The sequence below is a fragment of the Streptococcus mitis B6 genome (genome assembly GCF_000027165.1).
GTDB classification, from domain to species: domain Bacteria; phylum Bacillota; class Bacilli; order Lactobacillales; family Streptococcaceae; genus Streptococcus; species Streptococcus mitis_AR.
Genome location: NC_013853.1, coordinates 1,542,795 through 1,562,007 on the forward strand (window position 1 = coordinate 1,542,795; position 19,213 = coordinate 1,562,007).

The following is a 19,213-nucleotide window of genomic DNA, read 5'->3' on the forward strand; positions in this document are numbered from 1 at the left end:
GCTTTTTTAGACTCAATCAAGATCTTCAGACAAACATCAGTCAACCAAAAAACCTTGAGCGTTACCACTCAAGGTTTTTAGCAGTCTTTCCATCATGGAAAATCGTTCTAAGAATATTCTTTCATTCCAGATCTATCACTTATCATCTTCTTTCGAGAAATTAATGACTGCTTTTTGCTGATTAATCTTCTTTTCTTCGACCTACATATAGGCTCAATAGAATACCGCTACCTAAAAGAACAGAGATATAATCAGATTGGCTTCCAGTTTCTGGTAATTTGTCCCCATGGTTTTCTTTAACTGTAGTTGATACTACTGGGTTAGCATTTACTGGAGTTGCTGGTTGAGCCGGTGTTGGTACTACTGGTTGTTCTGGAACCGCTGGTACTGGTTTAACCGGTACTTCTGGTGTTGGAACAACTGGAGTTGGTTGTACTGGCACTTCTGGTGTCGGTACATTTGGTGTTGGTTGCGCTGGCACAGGTTTAACCGGTACTTCTGGTATCGGCACATTTGGTGTTGGTTGCGCTGGTACTGTTGGAATATCTAATCTTGGTACCTCTGGCACTTCAGGCATTCCTGGTACTCCACTATTGAATTCTGGTAATTCGTGAACTTCTGGCATTCCTGGCACACCACCGTTGAATTCTGGCAATTCATGAACTGGTGGTTCTGGCATTGCAAATTTAGGTCCTTCTGGCATATTAGGTGTTGGAGGAACTGGTTTGTCATTTGATGGTGTTACTGGTTTGTCTTGGCATCCACATTTACCATCTTTGCCGTCTTTACCGTCACGTCCATCACGTCCGTCTTTACCGTCTTTAACAACTGTTTTTGTCACAGTTCCGTCAGAATTGATGATTGTGATTGTATGACTACCATCACCATTATCTTCAACAGAAACTTTTGGTGATTTACCATCTTTACCGTCTTTAATCACCATTTCTGTCTTACTTCCATCCGGATTAGTAATTGTAACAACGTGAGTTCCATCGTTATTATTTTTAACAGTTACAGTTGGTGAAACGCCATCTTTACCATCCTTGATAATAGATTTGTATTCACGGCCATCAGAATCAACGATTGTTAAGGTGTGAGTTCCATCTCCGTTATCAACGATGTTCGCTTTTGGTGATTTACCATCAAAGATTGTAGTAGTAGTTTCTTTACCATCAGCACCTGTCACTTTAATAGTGTGTGAACCGTTGTTGTTATCAATCACTTCAAGTTTTGGTTCTTTACCATCACGAACTGTCGTTGTTGTAGTTGTACCGTCTGAGTTCACAACTGTGATAGTGTGAGTTCCATCACCGTTATCCACAACCTTAGCAGTTGGTGATTTACCGTCACGAACTGTGGTTTCAGAAACAGTACCGTTACCATTTTCTACACGAATTGTGTAAGTACCATCATGGTTGTCAGTAACAGTTGCTACTGGTGATTTACCATCTTTAATGATTGTTTCAGTAGTTGTTCCATCACCATTTAGAACTGAAATCTTATGAGTTCCATTTTGTTCGTCAGTTATTGTAACTTTTGGTGATTTACCATCACGAACTGTCGTTTCAGTTGTCACACCTTCTGGATTTGTAATAACGATTGTATGACTTCCGTCCCCATTATCACGAACAGATGCAGTTGGAGTACGTCCGTCAACACCGTCACGTCCATTTTTCACAACAAATTCATTCTTAGTTCCGTCTGGGTTAGTGATTGTTACTGTATGACTTCCATCTGGATTTTCAGTAGTTGTTGCTGTTGCAGCTTTACCATCTTTACCATCTTTGATGATTGCGTTGGTAACATTGCCGTCTCCATCCGTAACTTTAACAGTATGAGTTCCATCTCCGTTATCCGTTACTTCAACTTTTGGAGTCTTACCGTCTTTACCATTCTTAACAACAGTTTCTTTAGTTGTTCCATCTGGATTTGTTACAGTAATTGTGTGACTTCCATCTGGATTTTCTGTTGTAGTGATATTGGCAGTTTTACCGTCTTTACCATCTTTAACTTTAGTTGTTGATTCAGAACCATCAGGATTTCTAACAGTAATAGAGTGTGTTCCATCTCCATTGTCCGTTACATTTACAACTGGTGATTTACCATCTGCTCCATTAGCTCCATTAGCTCCGTTTTCACCTTTATCACCTTTTTCGCCCTTTTCACCGGCTACTCCTTGAGGTCCACGGATATTACCAATCTTGTTCCAAGAACCATTTTCTTTCTTGTAAACATCACCTGTATTGGCGTCGATATAAGTATCACCGTCTTTACCATCATTAGCAGTTGGTGCAGTTGCTCCACTTAGTAATTCAGCACCGTTACGTCCATTTGTACCAGAAGCTCCATCTGTACCATTACGTCCATTTGTACCATTCAAGATATCACTTGTACCAATTAATTCATCCACACCTGGATCGTATTTACCGTTACCATTATTATCATAGTATGCTGTAATACGAGTACCATCTACTGGTTGTGAATCTGTAGTTGCTGGTTGTGAACCTGTAGTTGCTGGTTGTGAACCTGTTGCATCTGTAGTTGTTGGTTGTACTGTTTCTGATGACTCAGTTGCACTTCTATCTTCATCTGGTAATGCTCTTCTATTTCTTGCACTTCTTGTTGATGTAGAAGGTTGTGGATTACTAGCTAATCCTGCACCTCTTCTTACTGCATCCACTAATGCATTTAAGTCAATATGTGGTGTACGTCCATCTCTACCATTTTTACCATCTTTCACAGTAAATGTTACTGGATCTTTTCCTGGTGTTGTGATAGTGACAAGAGTGCTTTGACCATCTTGACCACGTTGGGTTGTGACTGTAGGAGTTTGTCCATCTTGACCTGTTGCACCAGTTTCTCCTTTTTCACCATCATGAACAAAGACTGTGGTTGGTTGTGAACCATCATGGTTATCCACCGTGATTTCTACACCCTTATGACCTTCTTCATCCTTACGAACAGCTGTTACTGTTGGAGAGACACCGTCCACTCCGTCTTTAATAACTGCTAGAGGTTTTTCTGGGTTCAATGGTTGACCTGGATGTGCTGGATCTTCTTGGTAAACTTTAGTTTCTTTACCATCTTTGACAGTAAGTAATGATTTACCATCACGTCCGTCCGCACCTTTAGCACCATCTTTAATCATTTCTGAACCTAGAAGTTCATCAGTTCCTGATGTGTACTTACCATCATTGTTTTCATCAGTATAGAATGTCACAATTGTATGAGATGGATTGCCGTTTTGTCCTTCGACACGAAGTAAATCAACTTTTGGAGTTTTACCGTTTAGACCATTTTCTCCATCCTTAACATTTACTGTAACTGGATCTTTACCTGGAACAGTGAATGTAATGTCAGTACTACGGCCATCTTTACCTGGAGTTACAGTTACTTCTGGAGTCTTACCATCCTCTCCACGTTCACCTTTGTCACCCTTAGGTCCCTTGATGTTGCCTTCTTTATCCCAGTTGCCGTTATTCTTAACGAAGACGTCGCCTGTTTCTGTATTGACGTATTTATCGCCGTCTTTACCTTGGTTTGCTTCTGGGTTAACTTTGCCGTTCAATACGTCTTTACCGTCGCGTCCATCACGTCCGTCACGACCTTCTGCGCCATCACGTCCATCACGACCTGGTAAACCTTGAGCTCCGTCTTGACCATCACGACCTTGAAGACCTTGGTCACCTTTGTCCCCTTTAGGTCCTTTGATGTTGCCTTCTTTATCCCAGTTGCCGTTATTCTTAACGAAGACGTCGCCTGTTTCTGTATTGACGTATTTATCGCCGTCTTTACCTTGATTTGCTTCTGGGTTAACTTTGCCGTTCAATACGTCTTTACCGTCGCGTCCATCACGTCCGTCACGACCTGCTGCGCCATCACGTCCATCACGTCCTGGTAAACCTTGTGCTCCGTCTTGACCATCACGACCTTGAAGACCTTGGTCACCTTTGTCACCCTTAGGTCCTTTGATGTTGCCTTCTTTATCCCAGTTACCGTTATTCTTAACGAAGACGTCGCCTGTTTCTGTATTAACGTATTTATCGCCGTCTTTACCTTGGTTTGCTTCTGGGTTAACTTTGCCGTTCAATACGTCTTTACCGTCGCGTCCATCACGTCCGTCACGACCTTCTGCGCCATCACGTCCATCACGACCTGGTAAACCTTGAGCTCCGTCTTGACCATCACGACCTTGAAGACCTTGGTCACCTTTGTCCCCTTTAGGTCCTTTGATGTTGCCTTCTTTATCCCAGTTGCCGTTATTCTTAACGAAGACGTCGCCTGTTTCTGTATTGACGTATTTATCGCCGTCTTTACCTTGATTTGCTTCTGGGTTAACTTTGCCGTTCAATACGTCTTTACCGTCGCGTCCATCACGTCCGTCACGACCTGCTGCGCCATCACGTCCATCACGTCCTGGTAAACCTTGTGCTCCGTCTTGACCATCACGACCTTGAAGACCTTGGTCACCTTTGTCACCCTTAGGTCCTTTGATGTTGCCTTCTTTATCCCAGTTACCGTTATTCTTAACGAAGACGTCGCCTGTTTCTGTATTAACGTATTTATCGCCGTCTTTACCTTGGTTTGCTTCTGGGTTAACTTTGCCGTTCAATACGTCTTTACCGTCGCGTCCATCACGTCCGTCGCGACCTGCTGCACCATCACGTCCATCGCGTCCTGGTAAACCTTGTGCTCCATCCGCACCTTTAGGTCCTTGTGCACCTTCTGCACCTTTGTCCCCTTTAGGTCCCTTGATGTTGCCTTCTTTATCCCAGTTACCGTTATTCTTAACGAAGACGTCGCCTGTTTCTGTATTAACGTATTTATCGCCGTCTTTACCTTGGTTTGCTTCTGGGTTAACTTTGCCGTTCAATACGTCTTTACCGTCGCGTCCATCACGTCCGTCGCGACCTGCTGCACCATCACGTCCATCACGACCTGGTAAACCTTGTGCTCCGTCTTGACCATCACGACCTTGAAGACCTTGGTCACCTTTGTCCCCTTTAGGTCCCTTGATGTTGCCTTCTTTATCCCAGTTGCCGTTATTCTTAACGAAGACATCACCTGTTTCTGTATTAACGTATTTATCGCCGTCTTTACCTTGATTTGCTTCTGGGTTAACTTTGCCGTCCAATACGTCTTTACCGTCGCGTCCATCACGTCCGTCACGACCTGCTGCGCCATCACGTCCATCACGTCCTGGTAAACCTTGTGCTCCGTCTTGACCATCACGACCTTGAAGACCTTGTTCACCTTTATCACCTTTGTCACCTTTAGGTCCTTGTGGTCCTTGCGGTCCTGCAACTCCATCTTCACCTTTTAGTCCTTGTGGTCCACGAATGTTACCAATCTTATCCCAAGTTCCGTTTTCTTTCTTATAAACATCACCTGTATTGGCATCGATATAAGTGTCGCCATCTTTACCATCATTTGCTGTTGGTGCTTTAGTCCCACTTAATAATTCAGCACCATTACGACCATCTGTACCAGAAGCTCCATCTGTACCATTACGTCCATTCGTACCATTCAAGATATCACTTGTACCAATTAATTCATCCACACCTGGATCGTATTTACCGTTACCATTATTATCATAGTAGGCTGTGATACGAGTACCATCTACTGGTTGTGATGCTGGTGCTGTAGCTGGGTCGTCTGCTAATGCTCTTCTTACTCTTCCACTTCTTCGATTATTAATTCTTACTGCAGCTTCTGCTAAGGCATTTAAGTCAATAGTTGGTGTGCGACCATCTCTACCATCTTTAATATTAGCTACAACAGGCTCTTCACCTGGAATTGTAAATGTAATGTCAGTACTATGACCATCTTTTCCACGAGCTGTAGTAATTACTGGTGTTTTACCATCACGTCCTGCTGCCCCTGTTTCACCACGTTCGCCTCGATCACCTTTAGCACCTTGTGCTCCAGTGAGACCGCGTTCACCTTGGTCTCCTTTTTCACCTTTGGCACCATCTGCAATGACAACTTCTTTTAGCTTCTTATCAGAAGCATCTAATTCGTTGTTTCCATTTCTATCGTAATAGAAGATAACAGTTGTTGTTTTATCAGCTTCATTTCGTTGAGTCGCAACTAATGGACTTGCTCCATCGAGACCATCTCTTACAACAGTATTTGTAACATTACCTCTACCGTCGTTAATAGTGATAGTGTGAGTACCATCTTCTTTATTATCTCTAACGGTTACGGTTGGAGTTACACCGTCACGACCTGCCTGACCTTGGTCCCCTTTTTCACCTTTGGCACCTTGCGCTCCAGTCAGACCACGTTCGCCTCGGTCTCCTTTTTCACCTTTGGCACCTTGCGCTCCAGTCAGACCACGTTCACCTTGGTCCCCTTTTTCACCTTTGGCACCTTGCGCTCCAGTTAAACCGCGTTCGCCTCGGTCTCCTTTTTCACCTTTAGCACCTTGCGCTCCAGTCAGACCACGTTCACCTTGGTCCCCTTTTTCACCTTTGGCTCCAGTGAGACCGCGTTCGCCTCGATCACCTTTAGCACCTTGGGCTCCAGTTAGACCGCGTTCACCTTGGTCTCCTTTTTCACCTTTGGCACCATCTGCAATGACAACTTCTTTTAGCTTCTTATCAGAAGCATCTAATTCGTTGTTTCCATTTTTATCGTAATAGAAGATAACCGTTGTTGTTTTATCAGCTTCATTTCGTTGAGTCGCAACTAATGGACTTGCTCCATCGAGACCATCTCTTACAACAGTATTTGTAACATTACCTCTACCGTCGTTAATAGTGATAGTGTGAGTACCATCTTCTTTATTATCTCTAACGGTTACGGTTGGAGTTACACCGTCACGACCTGCCTGACCTTGGTCTCCTTTTTCACCTTTAGCACCTTGCGCTCCAGTCAGACCGCGTTCACCTTGATCCCCTTTTTCACCTTTAGCACCTTGGGCTCCAGTTAGACCACGTTCACCTTGGTCACCTTTTTCACCTTTAGCACCTTGAGCTCCAGTCAGACCACGTTCGCCTCGGTCTCCTTTTTCACCTTTGGCACCTTGCGCTCCAGTCAGACCACGTTCACCTTGGTCCCCTTTTTCACCTTTGGCACCTTGCGCTCCAGTTAAACCGCGTTCGCCTCGGTCTCCTTTTTCACCTTTAGCACCTTGCGCTCCAGTCAGACCACGTTCACCTTGGTCACCTTTTTCACCTTTGGCTCCAGTGAGACCGCGTTCGCCTTGGTCACCTTTTTCACCTTTGGCACCTTGCGCTCCAGTTAAACCGCGTTCGCCTCGGTCTCCTTTTTCACCTTTAGCTCCTTGAGCTCCAGTTAAACCGCGTTCGCCTCGGTCTCCTTTTTCACCTTTGGCACCTTGCGCTCCAGTTAAACCGCGTTCGCCTTGGTCTCCTTTTTCACCTTTTGCTCCATCTTTAATAGCAATTTTTTGAACAAGTTCGTCTACACCTTCAGTATAAACACCGTTTCCATCGTTATCAAGATAGAAAGTGAGGTTATTTGTATCACCGACTTTATTTTGATCGACACGTGGTTTTACTGTATCGATTAGCTCTTTAGCCACACCAATTTGCATAATACGTGGCTTAGCTTCTTTAGTAACAGAATTACTAATTGGCAATCCTAAAAGTGTTTCGTTACCAAATCGATGGACTTTATAGGTAATTTGACGTTGCCCTTTTTCACCTTCTCGAACTAATCTAGTTTGACCTTCTGGTAACTTACTAGTTGGAAGATAGACAGTTTGGAAATCAATGTCTTCTGAAACAACCTTGTTATTAGATCCGCCATAAGGATTGGCATCCAAGTATAGTGGGTTTGCTCTATAATAATAGTTTGAGTTACTGTATGGGTCATTGCTAGTAGCGGCACCACCACCACCTTGGTCCACGTTAAAAGTAACTGGTTTCAAACGAACAGACAAGTCACCATTTGGATTATTGATAGGCAAACTAAATCTGATTGTTTGTCTCTCACTCGTTGAAGTAGCAGAGGTCATACTGTATCCTGAGTGAGATACGAAGTTGGCACCCTGACTAACAGGTTTTGATTGTTCTCTTAATCTTGGAGTGGTGATAGTCGCATTTGAAGGATTTCCAAATCCATCCCCTTTATCCAAGATAAAGTTATTATTAACAAATTCACCCGGGCCAGAATATTCAATTGTGAAATTCAATCGATTACCTTGACGTACTGTTGTTACATCATAATGAATGGAATTACCACCACGTGAGTTCCCGTAGCCACGGAAACTATAACTACGACCACCTTGACTAATATCTGTAAATGCAACTGTATTTCCAGAACCTGAAACAATTGGGTTTGCTGGATTGCTAGAAGCTCTAAAACCACTTTGTCCTTTATCCAAGTCTTCCTTACGAATTGCTGGATTTTGGCGAGCATCAGAAAGACTCAAACCTGGTTTTAAGATTTCATTAGTAGATTTTGGAGCTGAAGTTGTTTCTACTTTGGCAGGTGCATTAGTTGCTAAAACGCTACTATCAACAGCTGAGCGATCAGTTGTTGTTGCAGCTGGTTTAGCTTCTTCTTTGGCTTCTACTGTGTCAACCTTCTTCACTACAGGCGTTTCTGATACTGTTCCTTTATCAGAGTTAGAACGAAGTTCTAGACCAATAATAGCCGATTGAATAGATGACTCTGCTGCTGATATTTCAGCTTCAGATGCATCTGCTTTTCCAAGCAAACCTTGACCAGCTTGGATACTTGCTTGCAAGTTAGCAGCACTTTCTTCTGTATATAACTTGCTTTCTAATTTTTTAGCACGTGAAAGAGCTGTTAACAATTTTGACTTATCAACCGCATCTTGATGACTTGCTTCTTCTTTTTTATCTTTTGCTTCTTCAACTTTTTCTGCTGGCGCTTTAGCTTCATCAGATTTAGCTGGAGTCGTTTCTACTGGGTTAGCAACAGTTGGAGCTGCATAAGTTGTTTCTTTTTTAGGTGTAGAAACTTCTGCTGGTTTAGTGGCTTCATCTACCTTATCAACAGAGACACTATTAGTTGCCTCAGGATGTTGTTCCTCTGCTTGTACTGATTGCGCATTGGCAGCAGTTCCCAAGACTAAGGCTGTCCCGAGCAAGACACTAGCAGCACCAAAGTGATACTTACGAATAGAGTATCGTTGTTGCATGCTATACCAGTCAAATGATTTCTTATGTGAATGTTTCATTTTGAACTCCTAAGTAATATTTTATAGTTTACAATCTACAACTATCTGAGGCATTAATCAATATTATCTACGAAATTAATGTATCTTATTTTTGTACCTTGGAGTCATATTTTTTTTTTTTGAACTTAATGAACATATTTTTAATTCTTTCTTTTTTGTGTAACAGAATCATAATTATGATATAATACAATTTAGGAGGAATTGCCTAAATGCGTAACCTTTTATCAACGAAAGATCAGCGACAATTACGTTTAATGGAAACCTTAATTCAAAATCGTAATTGGTTGAGACTGCATGAACTTGCCGACAAATTAGGATGTACAGAACGAATTCTAAAAAGTGATTTAAATGAATTACGTACTGCCTTTCCAACTATCGATATCCAATCTTCTATTAATGGAATTATGATAGATTTAAACATGCAGACTAGTGTGGAAGATGTATATCAACATTTTCTTGCCCATTCTCAATCTTTTCAATTACTAGAGTATCTGTTTTTTAATGAGGGCCTACCTATTTATCGAACCCTAGAAAATCTTCACTCTAGTCGTGCCAACCTCTATCGATTGGGCAGAAATATTACAAAAACTCTGTCAACTCAATTCCAAATTGAACTATCATTTACTCCATCCGAAATACGTGGGAATGAAATCGATATTCGCTATTTTTATGCTCAATATTTTTCTGAGCGCTATTATTTCCTAGACTGGCCTTTTCCCTATATCCCTGAAGAGGACCTAACAGAGTTTGCTGATTTCTTCTATAAAATCACCAATTATCCAATGCACTTTTCAATTTATAGAATGTATAAATTGATGTTAGCTATCAGTATTTACCGTATCAAAAATGGCCATTTCATCGACTTACCAAATCATTTCTACGATGAATACTACCCTCTTTTGATGGGAATTCCAAACTTTGAGGAGACGCTTGTCTATTTCTCTGAAAAATTAGGACTGGAAATCACTCCAGATATCATCGCACAAATTTTTATTTCCTTTATTCAAAACAATCTTTTTTTAGATCCTCAAGAATTTCTCAACTCTTTAGAAGAGAACAGTGAAGCAAGATACTCTTACCAATTACTTAGTCAAATATTAGAACGCCTATCAAAACAATATCAGATTACTTTTACTAACCACGATGAGCTGATTTGGCATTTACACAACACTGCTTTCTTTGAAAGTCAAGAAATCTTTTCTACCCCAATCTTATTTGAACAAAAAACATTGACGATTAAAAAATTTGAAGTTTACTTCCCAGACTTTATGGCAAGTGCGCGTCAAGAACTTGCTCAATACCGTCAAGCAATTGGAAAGCATGACCATCCTGAACAGTTGGAACACTTGATGTACACCATCTTAACCCATGCTGAAAACCTCTCTACTTTGTTGTTAGAAAATCGACCACCTATCAAGGTTTTGATTATCAGTAACTTTGACCATGCTCTATCCCTTACCTTTGTTGATATGCTTTCCTATTACTGTAATAATCGCTTTATCTTCGATATTTGGGATGAATTGAAAACAAGTCCTGAGATATTAAATCAGACAGATTACGATATCATCGTGTCTAATTTCTATATTCCAGGGATTACCAAGAAGTTTATTTGCCGCAACCATCTGTCAATCATGGATTTGGTTAATCATCTTAACACCTTATCAAATGAGATTCATATATCCAATACTTTATAATCTATCAAAAAAGTCAGCGTAATCGTGCTGACTTTTTCTTTTATCTATTTTCTATACTTCCTTTACAAAAACCAATTCCTGTGGCTGGGACAGGTCTTCTCGGTAGTTAAATCCTGCAAAGCTTAAGCGACGAGCTTCCTCAACCGTTTGTACTTGATTTTCTATCAAGGCTGTCAGAAAGGCCCCACGCGCTTTCTTGGAGATAGTTGAATGAATCTTCAGCTGCCCACCTCTATCCTCCATGAATTTAAAGGTCACCATTTTTTCTCTGATTTCCTTAGAAAACACAGTCTCAAACTCTGACGACAAGAGAGAAAAAATCACTTCTTCCTTCTTCAGAGCTTCATCATAAGCTGCCTTCCAACGGCTCTTCAAAGTCTTACCAGCGACTTTTAACTTCATCAAAAAGTCCAAACGGTGAGGGGCCATAGGTGACAAGGCTGGAACAACTCCGTACAAAGCCGAGGTAATGAAGACATGATTTTCAAGATAGGCTTGTTCTGCCTCGGTCAATTTGTCTCGCTTGATATGGCGGTACATGAGCCCATCAAAAAGTTTCAAGGCTGGGTAGTGTTGAGCAGTTTGTTTTTTTAAAGCTTGGATATGTTGAAATTCTTCCGCTGCCTTCTCAGCTGATACCTTGTAAAAACTCTCCAATTGACTAGCAGAATAGAGGGCCAAGGCATCCAGCACAGCCTGACTTTCTGGTCTTAAAGGAGCGGCTTCAATACTTGGCAAGTCTGTGTTCATTTCTTTTGCTGTTGGGATTAAAATTTTCATATTAATAGTGTAGCATATTTTTTTGCCACTACCAAGGAATTCATCTGAAAAGAGACTGGGGAAAGTCTTAAACCTCAGAAAAAACGCATCATATTAGATGTTCATCAAAACTCTAATACGATGCGTTTTATCATGCAAGGATCTACTATATTTCTCCTCAAATTGAGGTTCTATATCATAGTAGCTCTGCTCATTCACCGATTCAATTTTTAATCCTCGATCAATTTATAAAAATCAGAATGCTTTAGAGATAAAGTCTAATCTTCTTTACGTTTTGTCGCCAATAGTGCTGCTGACAAGGCCAAGCTAACACCTGCTAAGAAGATGGCTGTATCAGATTCTCTCTCACCAGTTTCTGGTAAGCTATTTTGATCTCCCTTGACTGCTGAAGCCTTTCTTTCTGCAGTCTGGTTATTAGCTATGTTCTGTACTGGATGCTCTGTTTTCGCCCGAACTGGTACTTCCTGATTTCCCACTGTTTCTGGAGCAGCTTTATCCTCTGGAAGTTTACTATCTTGAGGCACTCCTGGATTTACCCCGTCTTTAAAGTCAGGCTTCTCATCGACTGGTGCTACCTGATTACCTACAGTTGATTGTTGCCCTTTGTATTCTGAAATGTCGTTAACTGCTCCTTCAACAAAGTTAGCTCCTCCCTTAAATTCAGGGACTTCATTAACCGATGCTTCTACAAAGTTGACCCCTCCTTTGAACTCTGGAACTTCGTTGACTGGCGCAGGCTCCTCGCCCTTGCTATTTGAAATAGATGGTTTTACTCCTACCTCAATAATGCGATCTTGAGCCTTTCTTTGTTCAGTATGAACAAGAGTTCTAGTAGCTCCTGATACTTGAATATAGTCAACTTTTTCTCCAGCTTGTCCTTCAGAAACTACACGACGTTGACCTTGAGCAAGTTCAGGATTTTCACGAATAACTTCTTTAAATGGAAGCGGAGTCTTTTCAATTTCTAAGCTTGGAGTTTCTGCTATTAAGTTCTTAACTCCTTCTGTCGGAGTTGTTTGGAAGGCTGTCTTAAAGTGTAAACGATACTCTTTCACAAGATTTCCATCTTTGGAAACAAGACGAACGAGTGTTGGAAGATTAGTATTTCCAGGATTCACAACTGTGACTACTCCATGTCCACTAGTTGTCGCAGTGACTTTTGGTTGGGAACTTATTGCTGTTAGTGTATAATCTGTCACATTTGGATCAAAATTTTCCAATGCTTTTCCATCGATCGAAATCGTCGCTGATGGTGTTTCCACTTCTGCTCCCTTGCCTGCAGAGTAGGCTGTAAATTCTACAACTGCCAAACCATTAGTAGTAGCCTTACGAGTCATGCGGGCACGAATAGCTGTCGTTTGAACCGGTTCAAAGTTAAACTCTATTGGTTTACCAGCTACTAATTCTCCAGAAGCTTTATAAGGGATTGATGCCCAATTTTCTGCCTTGTTGAATGGATGGTCAGCATTTTCTTCATAACGAGAAATCGTACTTGGTTCTGTAAAGGCAGGACCAATATATCTTTCTAGAACCATTTTCTCTGGAGCATCTGTTCCACTATCTTTAAAGAACTGAATAGCCACTTTTCCAATGGATTGAGAGGCAATTTTTCCATCCTTCTTAAAGACTAGTCCGACAGAAGTTTCTTGATTTTTCGGAGTACGAGACCAGTTTGTCCAACGTCCGTCTTCATTGTATTTTCCATCATTGATATAGAAAATTCTATCATGTGAAGCTGCTTGTGTATCGTTCGTTGCCGAGGCAAAGGCTTTAGAATCCATTTCATTGTTGCTTGGATTTTCTGACAGAACTTGGTTACCTTTAGCTACAACTGTCACCTGTATTTTAGTTGTTAGATTTGTACCAATGACATGACCAGTTACTTCAAAACTTCCCTCCTGTTCTGTCGCATGTTCAGGAATGGCATCCCATTGAACTGCAAGGTTAGCCTTAACCCAGCCAGCTTGTGAAGGATAATAGACTGTCACTTCAGCAGGCAATTGAAGTTGATCACCAACATTCAGTGTCTTGGCACTATTTTCTGCAGCTGCTGGTTGTGTTGACTCTTTTTCGTCATCACGGAAGATACGATATTCTTTCAGAACAGTTCCATCCTCAGCTTTCAAGATAAGACGTGTCGCACCTTTTTCACTTGTTGCAGGAACAACTGTCACCAAGCCATTGTTGCTTGCTGTTGCAGTGATTTCTTTGCTAGATTGAGGAATATAATAATCTGTCTTCGATGGATTGAAGTGTTCAAGATCCTTTCCATCTACCTTGATAGAAATCTCTGAACTTGTAGAGCTCACTACCTTATTTCCAAGGACAGTTAGCTCTGTCAAACCAATACCAGCAGTTCCATCTGCTTTCTTCATGCGCATACGAACAGCATAGGTTTCTACCTTATCAAATGTAAAGTGGTTGGTTTTACCTGCAGATAATTGTCCAGGAGCTTTGAGGTGTTCCACCTCTTTCCAGTTAGCTGCATTATTAAATGGATGGTTGCTATCACGTTGAGCATTATTGACATCATTCGGAAGATCTGGAACTTCTTGACCGACATAGTATTCAATAACATATTCTTTTGGAAGACCAATCGCTCCATCAGTATAGAAATCAACTGAAAGATTATCAACAAAGCGCTTGGTCAAATCACCAGAGTTTCCAAACAAGATTGATGCCCAGTCATTATCAGTATTTGTTCTCCAAGTAGTCCATCTATTTTTAGCATCTGTAGGCGTTCTTGACACAGTCAGGTCGTTCAAAGCATTAGCTGAATCATCCCCTCCTGTATTGGATACAATAGCTGCTGGCAATTGTGAACCTGTCCATTGTTTAGAGATATTATTTCCAGCAACCACTTGACTAGAAACACGGACATGAGCCTTGGTGGTCAGATTGCTACCAACTAAATGACCATTGATTTCATACACCCCTTCAGTTTGACTAAAGTTAGCTGGTACCTGATCCCAAACCACATCTTTGTAGATAGTGGTTCCATTAGAATGGTAAGCACGTACACTAGCTGGCAATTGAACTGTCTCACCCTTAGGAAGAGTAAGGCTGATTTCCTCTGCAACTTGCAAGCCTTCAACCGTCACAGTTGCTTGAGCCTCAATATCTGTACCTTCTACATGTCCTTTAAGGGTAAAGCTATGATAGTGCCCCAATTCTTTTTCAGCTACTTTGTCCCAAGTTACAGCTACCTTACGAGGCAAGCCTTTATCAAATTCTGCTCCAACTTGACTAGGTAAATTAGGTTGCTGATTGATATCGGTAGAGATAGAAACTGGATGAAGTTTTACAATTTTCTTCTCTACTTTATTTTCTTTAATCACCAATTCAGTTGCGACAGATTTCGTTTTTTCTGTTTGATTGTCAATACGAGGAGTTAGAGTAACACGACCCTTAGTATAGAGCAACAAGTTCTGTCCATTTACTTCAAGATGACCACCATCAGCTGACTTGGCTTCCAAGTGGACATCTGACGCTGCAAATTCCGTCTGTGAACCATCCTCATAATGCCCAATCACATGATAAGGGAGAACTTGATCTTCTGTTGCTTTCTCTTTTCCTTCAACGCTTACTTCCAAACGAGTCAAAGCAGGTGCTTCCTTCACGAATTGAATCAAGTAAGTTTGAACCAAGTCACCCTTTTGGTCACTCAAGAAGACAGAAGCCTGATAGCCATTATCAGCAGAAGCTTGCTGAACAGTTACTTGATATCCGGTAGTCTGAGCTCCAACACTTGGAATGGTTGCAGTGTAAGGAAGGGATACACGGTAATAAGTCTTACCAGACTCGAAGTTCTCAAGAGTTTTATCCCCTACAGTAAGTCCTGTAATGCTACTTGTTGTTTCCTTACTGCTTGCAATAAAGGTTGCAGTCACTTCACGGTCGTCATCTACCAATTTACCAGTAGCCTCCGTACGTCCACCTTCCTTGTTCAAAGCAGCAGGATCTTTCAAGGTCCAAGACACAACATCTGTATCAATCAAGCTACCATCTGACAAAACAGCAGTAACCGTTTTATCCAAATCAGCTGCCGTTGTACCAACTGGAACTGTCGCTACCTTAGGCAACCACTTATCAAGTGCAACTACCTTGACAAGGGCTTCAGCCTTAGCTTCGAGACCTTCTACATTACCAAATACTTTTTTCTCACCTGCACTTGTAAGCAAGTCAGATGGCACTTTCCAAGTCACATCTTTTTCTTCAACACTACCATCACTATAAATAGCTGTTACTGTTCGTGGTAATTCAGGAGTGGTACTCACATCAGTTGTGGCCTTCACAGGAGCATAGGCTATAAAGTGACGGTTTTCTTTCTTACCAGACACGGTTGCAACTGTTGCACTATCAGATGTTAAACCAGCAGAATCTGCATAAAGAGTAAATTTACCTTCTTTTTCTGTTGATTTTACAATGACAACCCCTTTACCATTGAAGGCACGTCTCTGCCATGTTCCATCTGCTTGAGCTTTGTAGCGCTCACGACTAGCTTGTTCCCCATTATCTACACCAACGATTTGTCCCTGACCATGGAGATTGAAATGAACAAGATTATTCGCTGTCGGAACAACATTCCCTTCGCCATCAACAATTTCGTAATGGATGTAAGATAAATCTTTACCATCTGCTGTGATAACATGCTCTTCTTTAGTCAGACGAACTCTTGCTGGCTCCCCAGCAGTTGTCACACTATCACGCGCAATTTCGTTGCCATTTTCATCTCGAGCAATCGCAGTCAGTGTGCCTGGTTGGTATTTAACGAGCCACTCAAGATACAATTCACTTGGTTTAGCTCCCTCATGATAAGGACGTCCATCTTCGGTTCTCTTCTTAGTAAATTCCTTTTTACCAAGTGACTCTCCATTTAAGAACAATTCGACATTTGCTGCATTTGAGAAGGTACGAACCGGAACCTTTCCATCAACCAGCATCTTACGATCCCTAAGTGTCTCATCAGTCCAGTTCCAATGTGGTAAAATTCGGACAGTTGGTTTTTCTTTAGCACTATACCATTCACTACGGTAAAGGTAAAAATCATTCTTGGGTAAACCAGCCGTATCGATGATACCAAAGTAAGAACTTTTTACGGGTGTATTATCTTGGTTATGCCATGGAGTTGGTTCACCGATATAGTCAATTCCTGTCCAGATAAATTGTCCAGCATAGCCAGCATGATCACGGTCAAAAGTCCATGACTCAGTAGCTGTTCTTCCCCATCCAACACGGTCATTACCATAATCAGATTGTTCATAATGACGATTTGGACTGTTATCATGTCCAAGAATTCGAGCAGGATTGTAATAAGAATCACGCGTTCTTGTCGCTGAAGACGTTTCAGAACCATAAATGAGCCAATCTGGATGAGCTCTACGAACAGCATCATAATTGCGTTCTCCATAGTTCATACCCACAGCATCCATAATTTCTGCAACTTTCAAGAAATCACCTGTAGATGCACGACTAAATTTATTTTCACCCATGGTTACGTAACGCTCAGTATCAATCGCTTTGATAACAGCCTTCAAACGTTTAGCAGTTTCAATAGAATGAGGACTACCATTTGCCTCCTCTACCTCATTTCCAAGAGACCACATCACAATAGACGGATTGTTCTTATCACGTTCTACCATTGTTCTAAGATCAAAATCAGACCACTTCTCACCCTTCTTAGCTTCAGGATGAGTTGCATCTTGATCAAAGAACCGTCCATAGTCATAAGTCTTCTTGCCACCATACCAAGTGTCAAAAGCCTCCTCTTGAACCAAAAGTCCTAGACTCGCCGCAGCATCTAGCAACTGAGGGCTCGCCGGGTTGTGAGTGGTACGAATGGAGTTCACTCCCATATCTTTCAGAAGTTTTAATTTACGATAAGTAGCCTTATAGTTCTCTTCTGCACCCAAGGCTCCATTGTCATGGTGAATACTTACCCCATGGAATTTCATTCTCTCACCATTGAGAGAAAATCCTTCCTTAGCTGTCCAGTTGAAATAACGGTAACCAAATGTATCTTCTGTTACATCAACTAACTGGCCTTCTTTATAGACTTTTGTTTTTAGAACATAAAGTTGAGGATGGTAACTTTTCGTTGTCCAAAGAGTTGGCTGATTAACAAAGATATTCTGATTAAATTGTGCTGTTTCATTTTCTGCCAAACTCTTAGTTGCAGAACGAACTAGTTCTGAAACAGCTTTACCCTCCTTAGTGAAAATCTGTTGCTCCACAAAGACATTAGCAGCTGTTTTATCTGTATTTTTAATCTTACTTTGAACTTGTGTTTCAACGTTGCTATTTTTTTGTTCAGCTAATTTTGGTGTTGTAATGTGGTTCCCATTTTCCGCAACATGGACTTTATCACGATAACTAAGGGTTACATCACGATAAATCCCACTACCAGAATACCAACGACTACTTGGTTGCTTATTGGTCACTTGAACAGTAATGGAATTTTCACTGCCATCCTTGTTCAAAAATTCTGTAATATCATAAGAAAAATGATTGTAACCACTTGGATAATGTCCTACAAATTTACCATTTACATAAACCTTAGAATCCATGTAAACACCATCAAAATTGATACGAACATCTTTGTTTTTGTCTGCTTCATTCAGTGTAAAAATCTTACGATACCAAGCTGTTCCACCATTTAACTGTCCACCTTCGTTACGAGCAGGAGACTTGTGATCGAAGTCAAAATAAATACTCCAATCGTGTGGAAGATTCAATTTAGACCAATCATGAACATCCACATCTTTTTTTGAAAAATCTCCTTGGGCGTTTAGTTTAAAGTACCAATCTTTATTGAAGTCTTGTTTTCGATCTGATAATAGCTGCTTCTCTTTTTCAACATCCGCTTTACTTGACTCTTTAGAAAGCGCTTGCGTTTTTTCAGAAGAAGATTTGATATCTGTAGTCTGTTTTACCTGATCCTTTTCTGAAGTTTTTTTAGCATCATCTCTTACTTCTGTTCCAGCTGTTACTGCAGATTCAACAGGCTTTGGATTTGCCTCTTCAGATTTCTGTTTGTCCTCAGCTTTGTTTCCTTCTTCTACTTTATTTGGAGTTTCCACTTTAGGACTAGCCAATTCATGACTACCATCGTTAGCAGGTCTAGTAGTTTCTGTATCCTTAGTCACTTTATCTTCTGCCAATTCAGATTTTGGCTTTACAAACTCACGTCCACCATTCTCATCAGCCTTTGCGATAGCAGCTGCCACATCATCAGGAAGCTTATCTAAAGGTTGGGCTTGATGAACCGTTGTTTCTTCTGTTTGAGTATTGGATGAAGCCGCCTCCTCAGCTTGTACAGCTGAAATACCAAATATACTAGCCCCAATCATCACAGATGCCACACCTATAGCAAATTTACGAATGCTATAATGACAACGTTTGTCGAAAAGTCTTTTGTTCATTAAAATCCTCATTTCTTTTTCTTGACGCTAAGTAAGCGTTTACTTTTTAGAAAAAATAACCTCCTTCAGAATACACAACTAAGCATCAAGTTTGTTTTTTTTGTATATATTGAATATATCAAAATGAACAAAAAATTGCAATC

The 19,213-nt window shown here is 41.1% G+C and carries 4 protein-coding genes; 1 reads left to right on the forward strand and 3 read right to left on the reverse strand.

Annotated features, from left to right (window positions below):
* Positions 1–181: 181 nt before the first annotated feature.
* On the reverse strand, positions 182–9,136 hold the full coding sequence (locus SMI_RS07760) for a G5 domain-containing protein (protein ID WP_419992000.1): 8,955 nt from the start codon (positions 9,134–9,136) through the stop codon (positions 182–184).
* 248 nt (positions 9,137–9,384) lie between these two features.
* On the opposite strand from SMI_RS07760, the gene SMI_RS07765 reads away from it, so the two are divergent.
* Entirely contained in the window at positions 9,385–10,869 is a 1,485-nt protein-coding gene (locus SMI_RS07765; protein WP_001245188.1) for a M protein trans-acting positive regulator PRD domain-containing protein, read from the forward strand.
* 51 nt (positions 10,870–10,920) lie between these two features.
* Here the strand turns inward: SMI_RS07765 and yaaA are convergent, their stop codons facing one another.
* On the reverse strand, positions 10,921–11,649 hold the full coding sequence (yaaA, locus tag SMI_RS07770) for a peroxide stress protein YaaA (protein ID WP_000697767.1): 729 nt from the start codon (positions 11,647–11,649) through the stop codon (positions 10,921–10,923).
* A gap of 257 nt (positions 11,650–11,906) precedes the next feature.
* Positions 11,907–19,070 carry an SIALI-17 repeat-containing surface protein gene (locus SMI_RS07775; RefSeq protein WP_001042484.1) on the reverse strand — a complete coding sequence of 2,388 codons (7,164 nt, stop codon included), beginning with the start codon at positions 19,068–19,070 and terminating at the stop codon, positions 11,907–11,909.
* Between the last annotated feature and the right edge of the window lie 143 nt (positions 19,071–19,213).

Coding starts and splice junctions, on each gene's coding strand:
- SMI_RS07760 (WP_419992000.1), bottom strand. CDS start 9,136: ATGCAACAACGATACTCTATTCGTAAGTATCACTTTGGTGCTGCTAGT.
- SMI_RS07765 (WP_001245188.1), top strand. CDS start 9,385: ATGCGTAACCTTTTATCAACGAAAGATCAGCGACAATTACGTTTAATG.
- yaaA (WP_000697767.1), bottom strand. CDS start 11,649: ATGAAAATTTTAATCCCAACAGCAAAAGAAATGAACACAGACTTGCCA.
- SMI_RS07775 (WP_001042484.1), bottom strand. CDS start 19,070: ATGAACAAAAGACTTTTCGACAAACGTTGTCATTATAGCATTCGTAAA.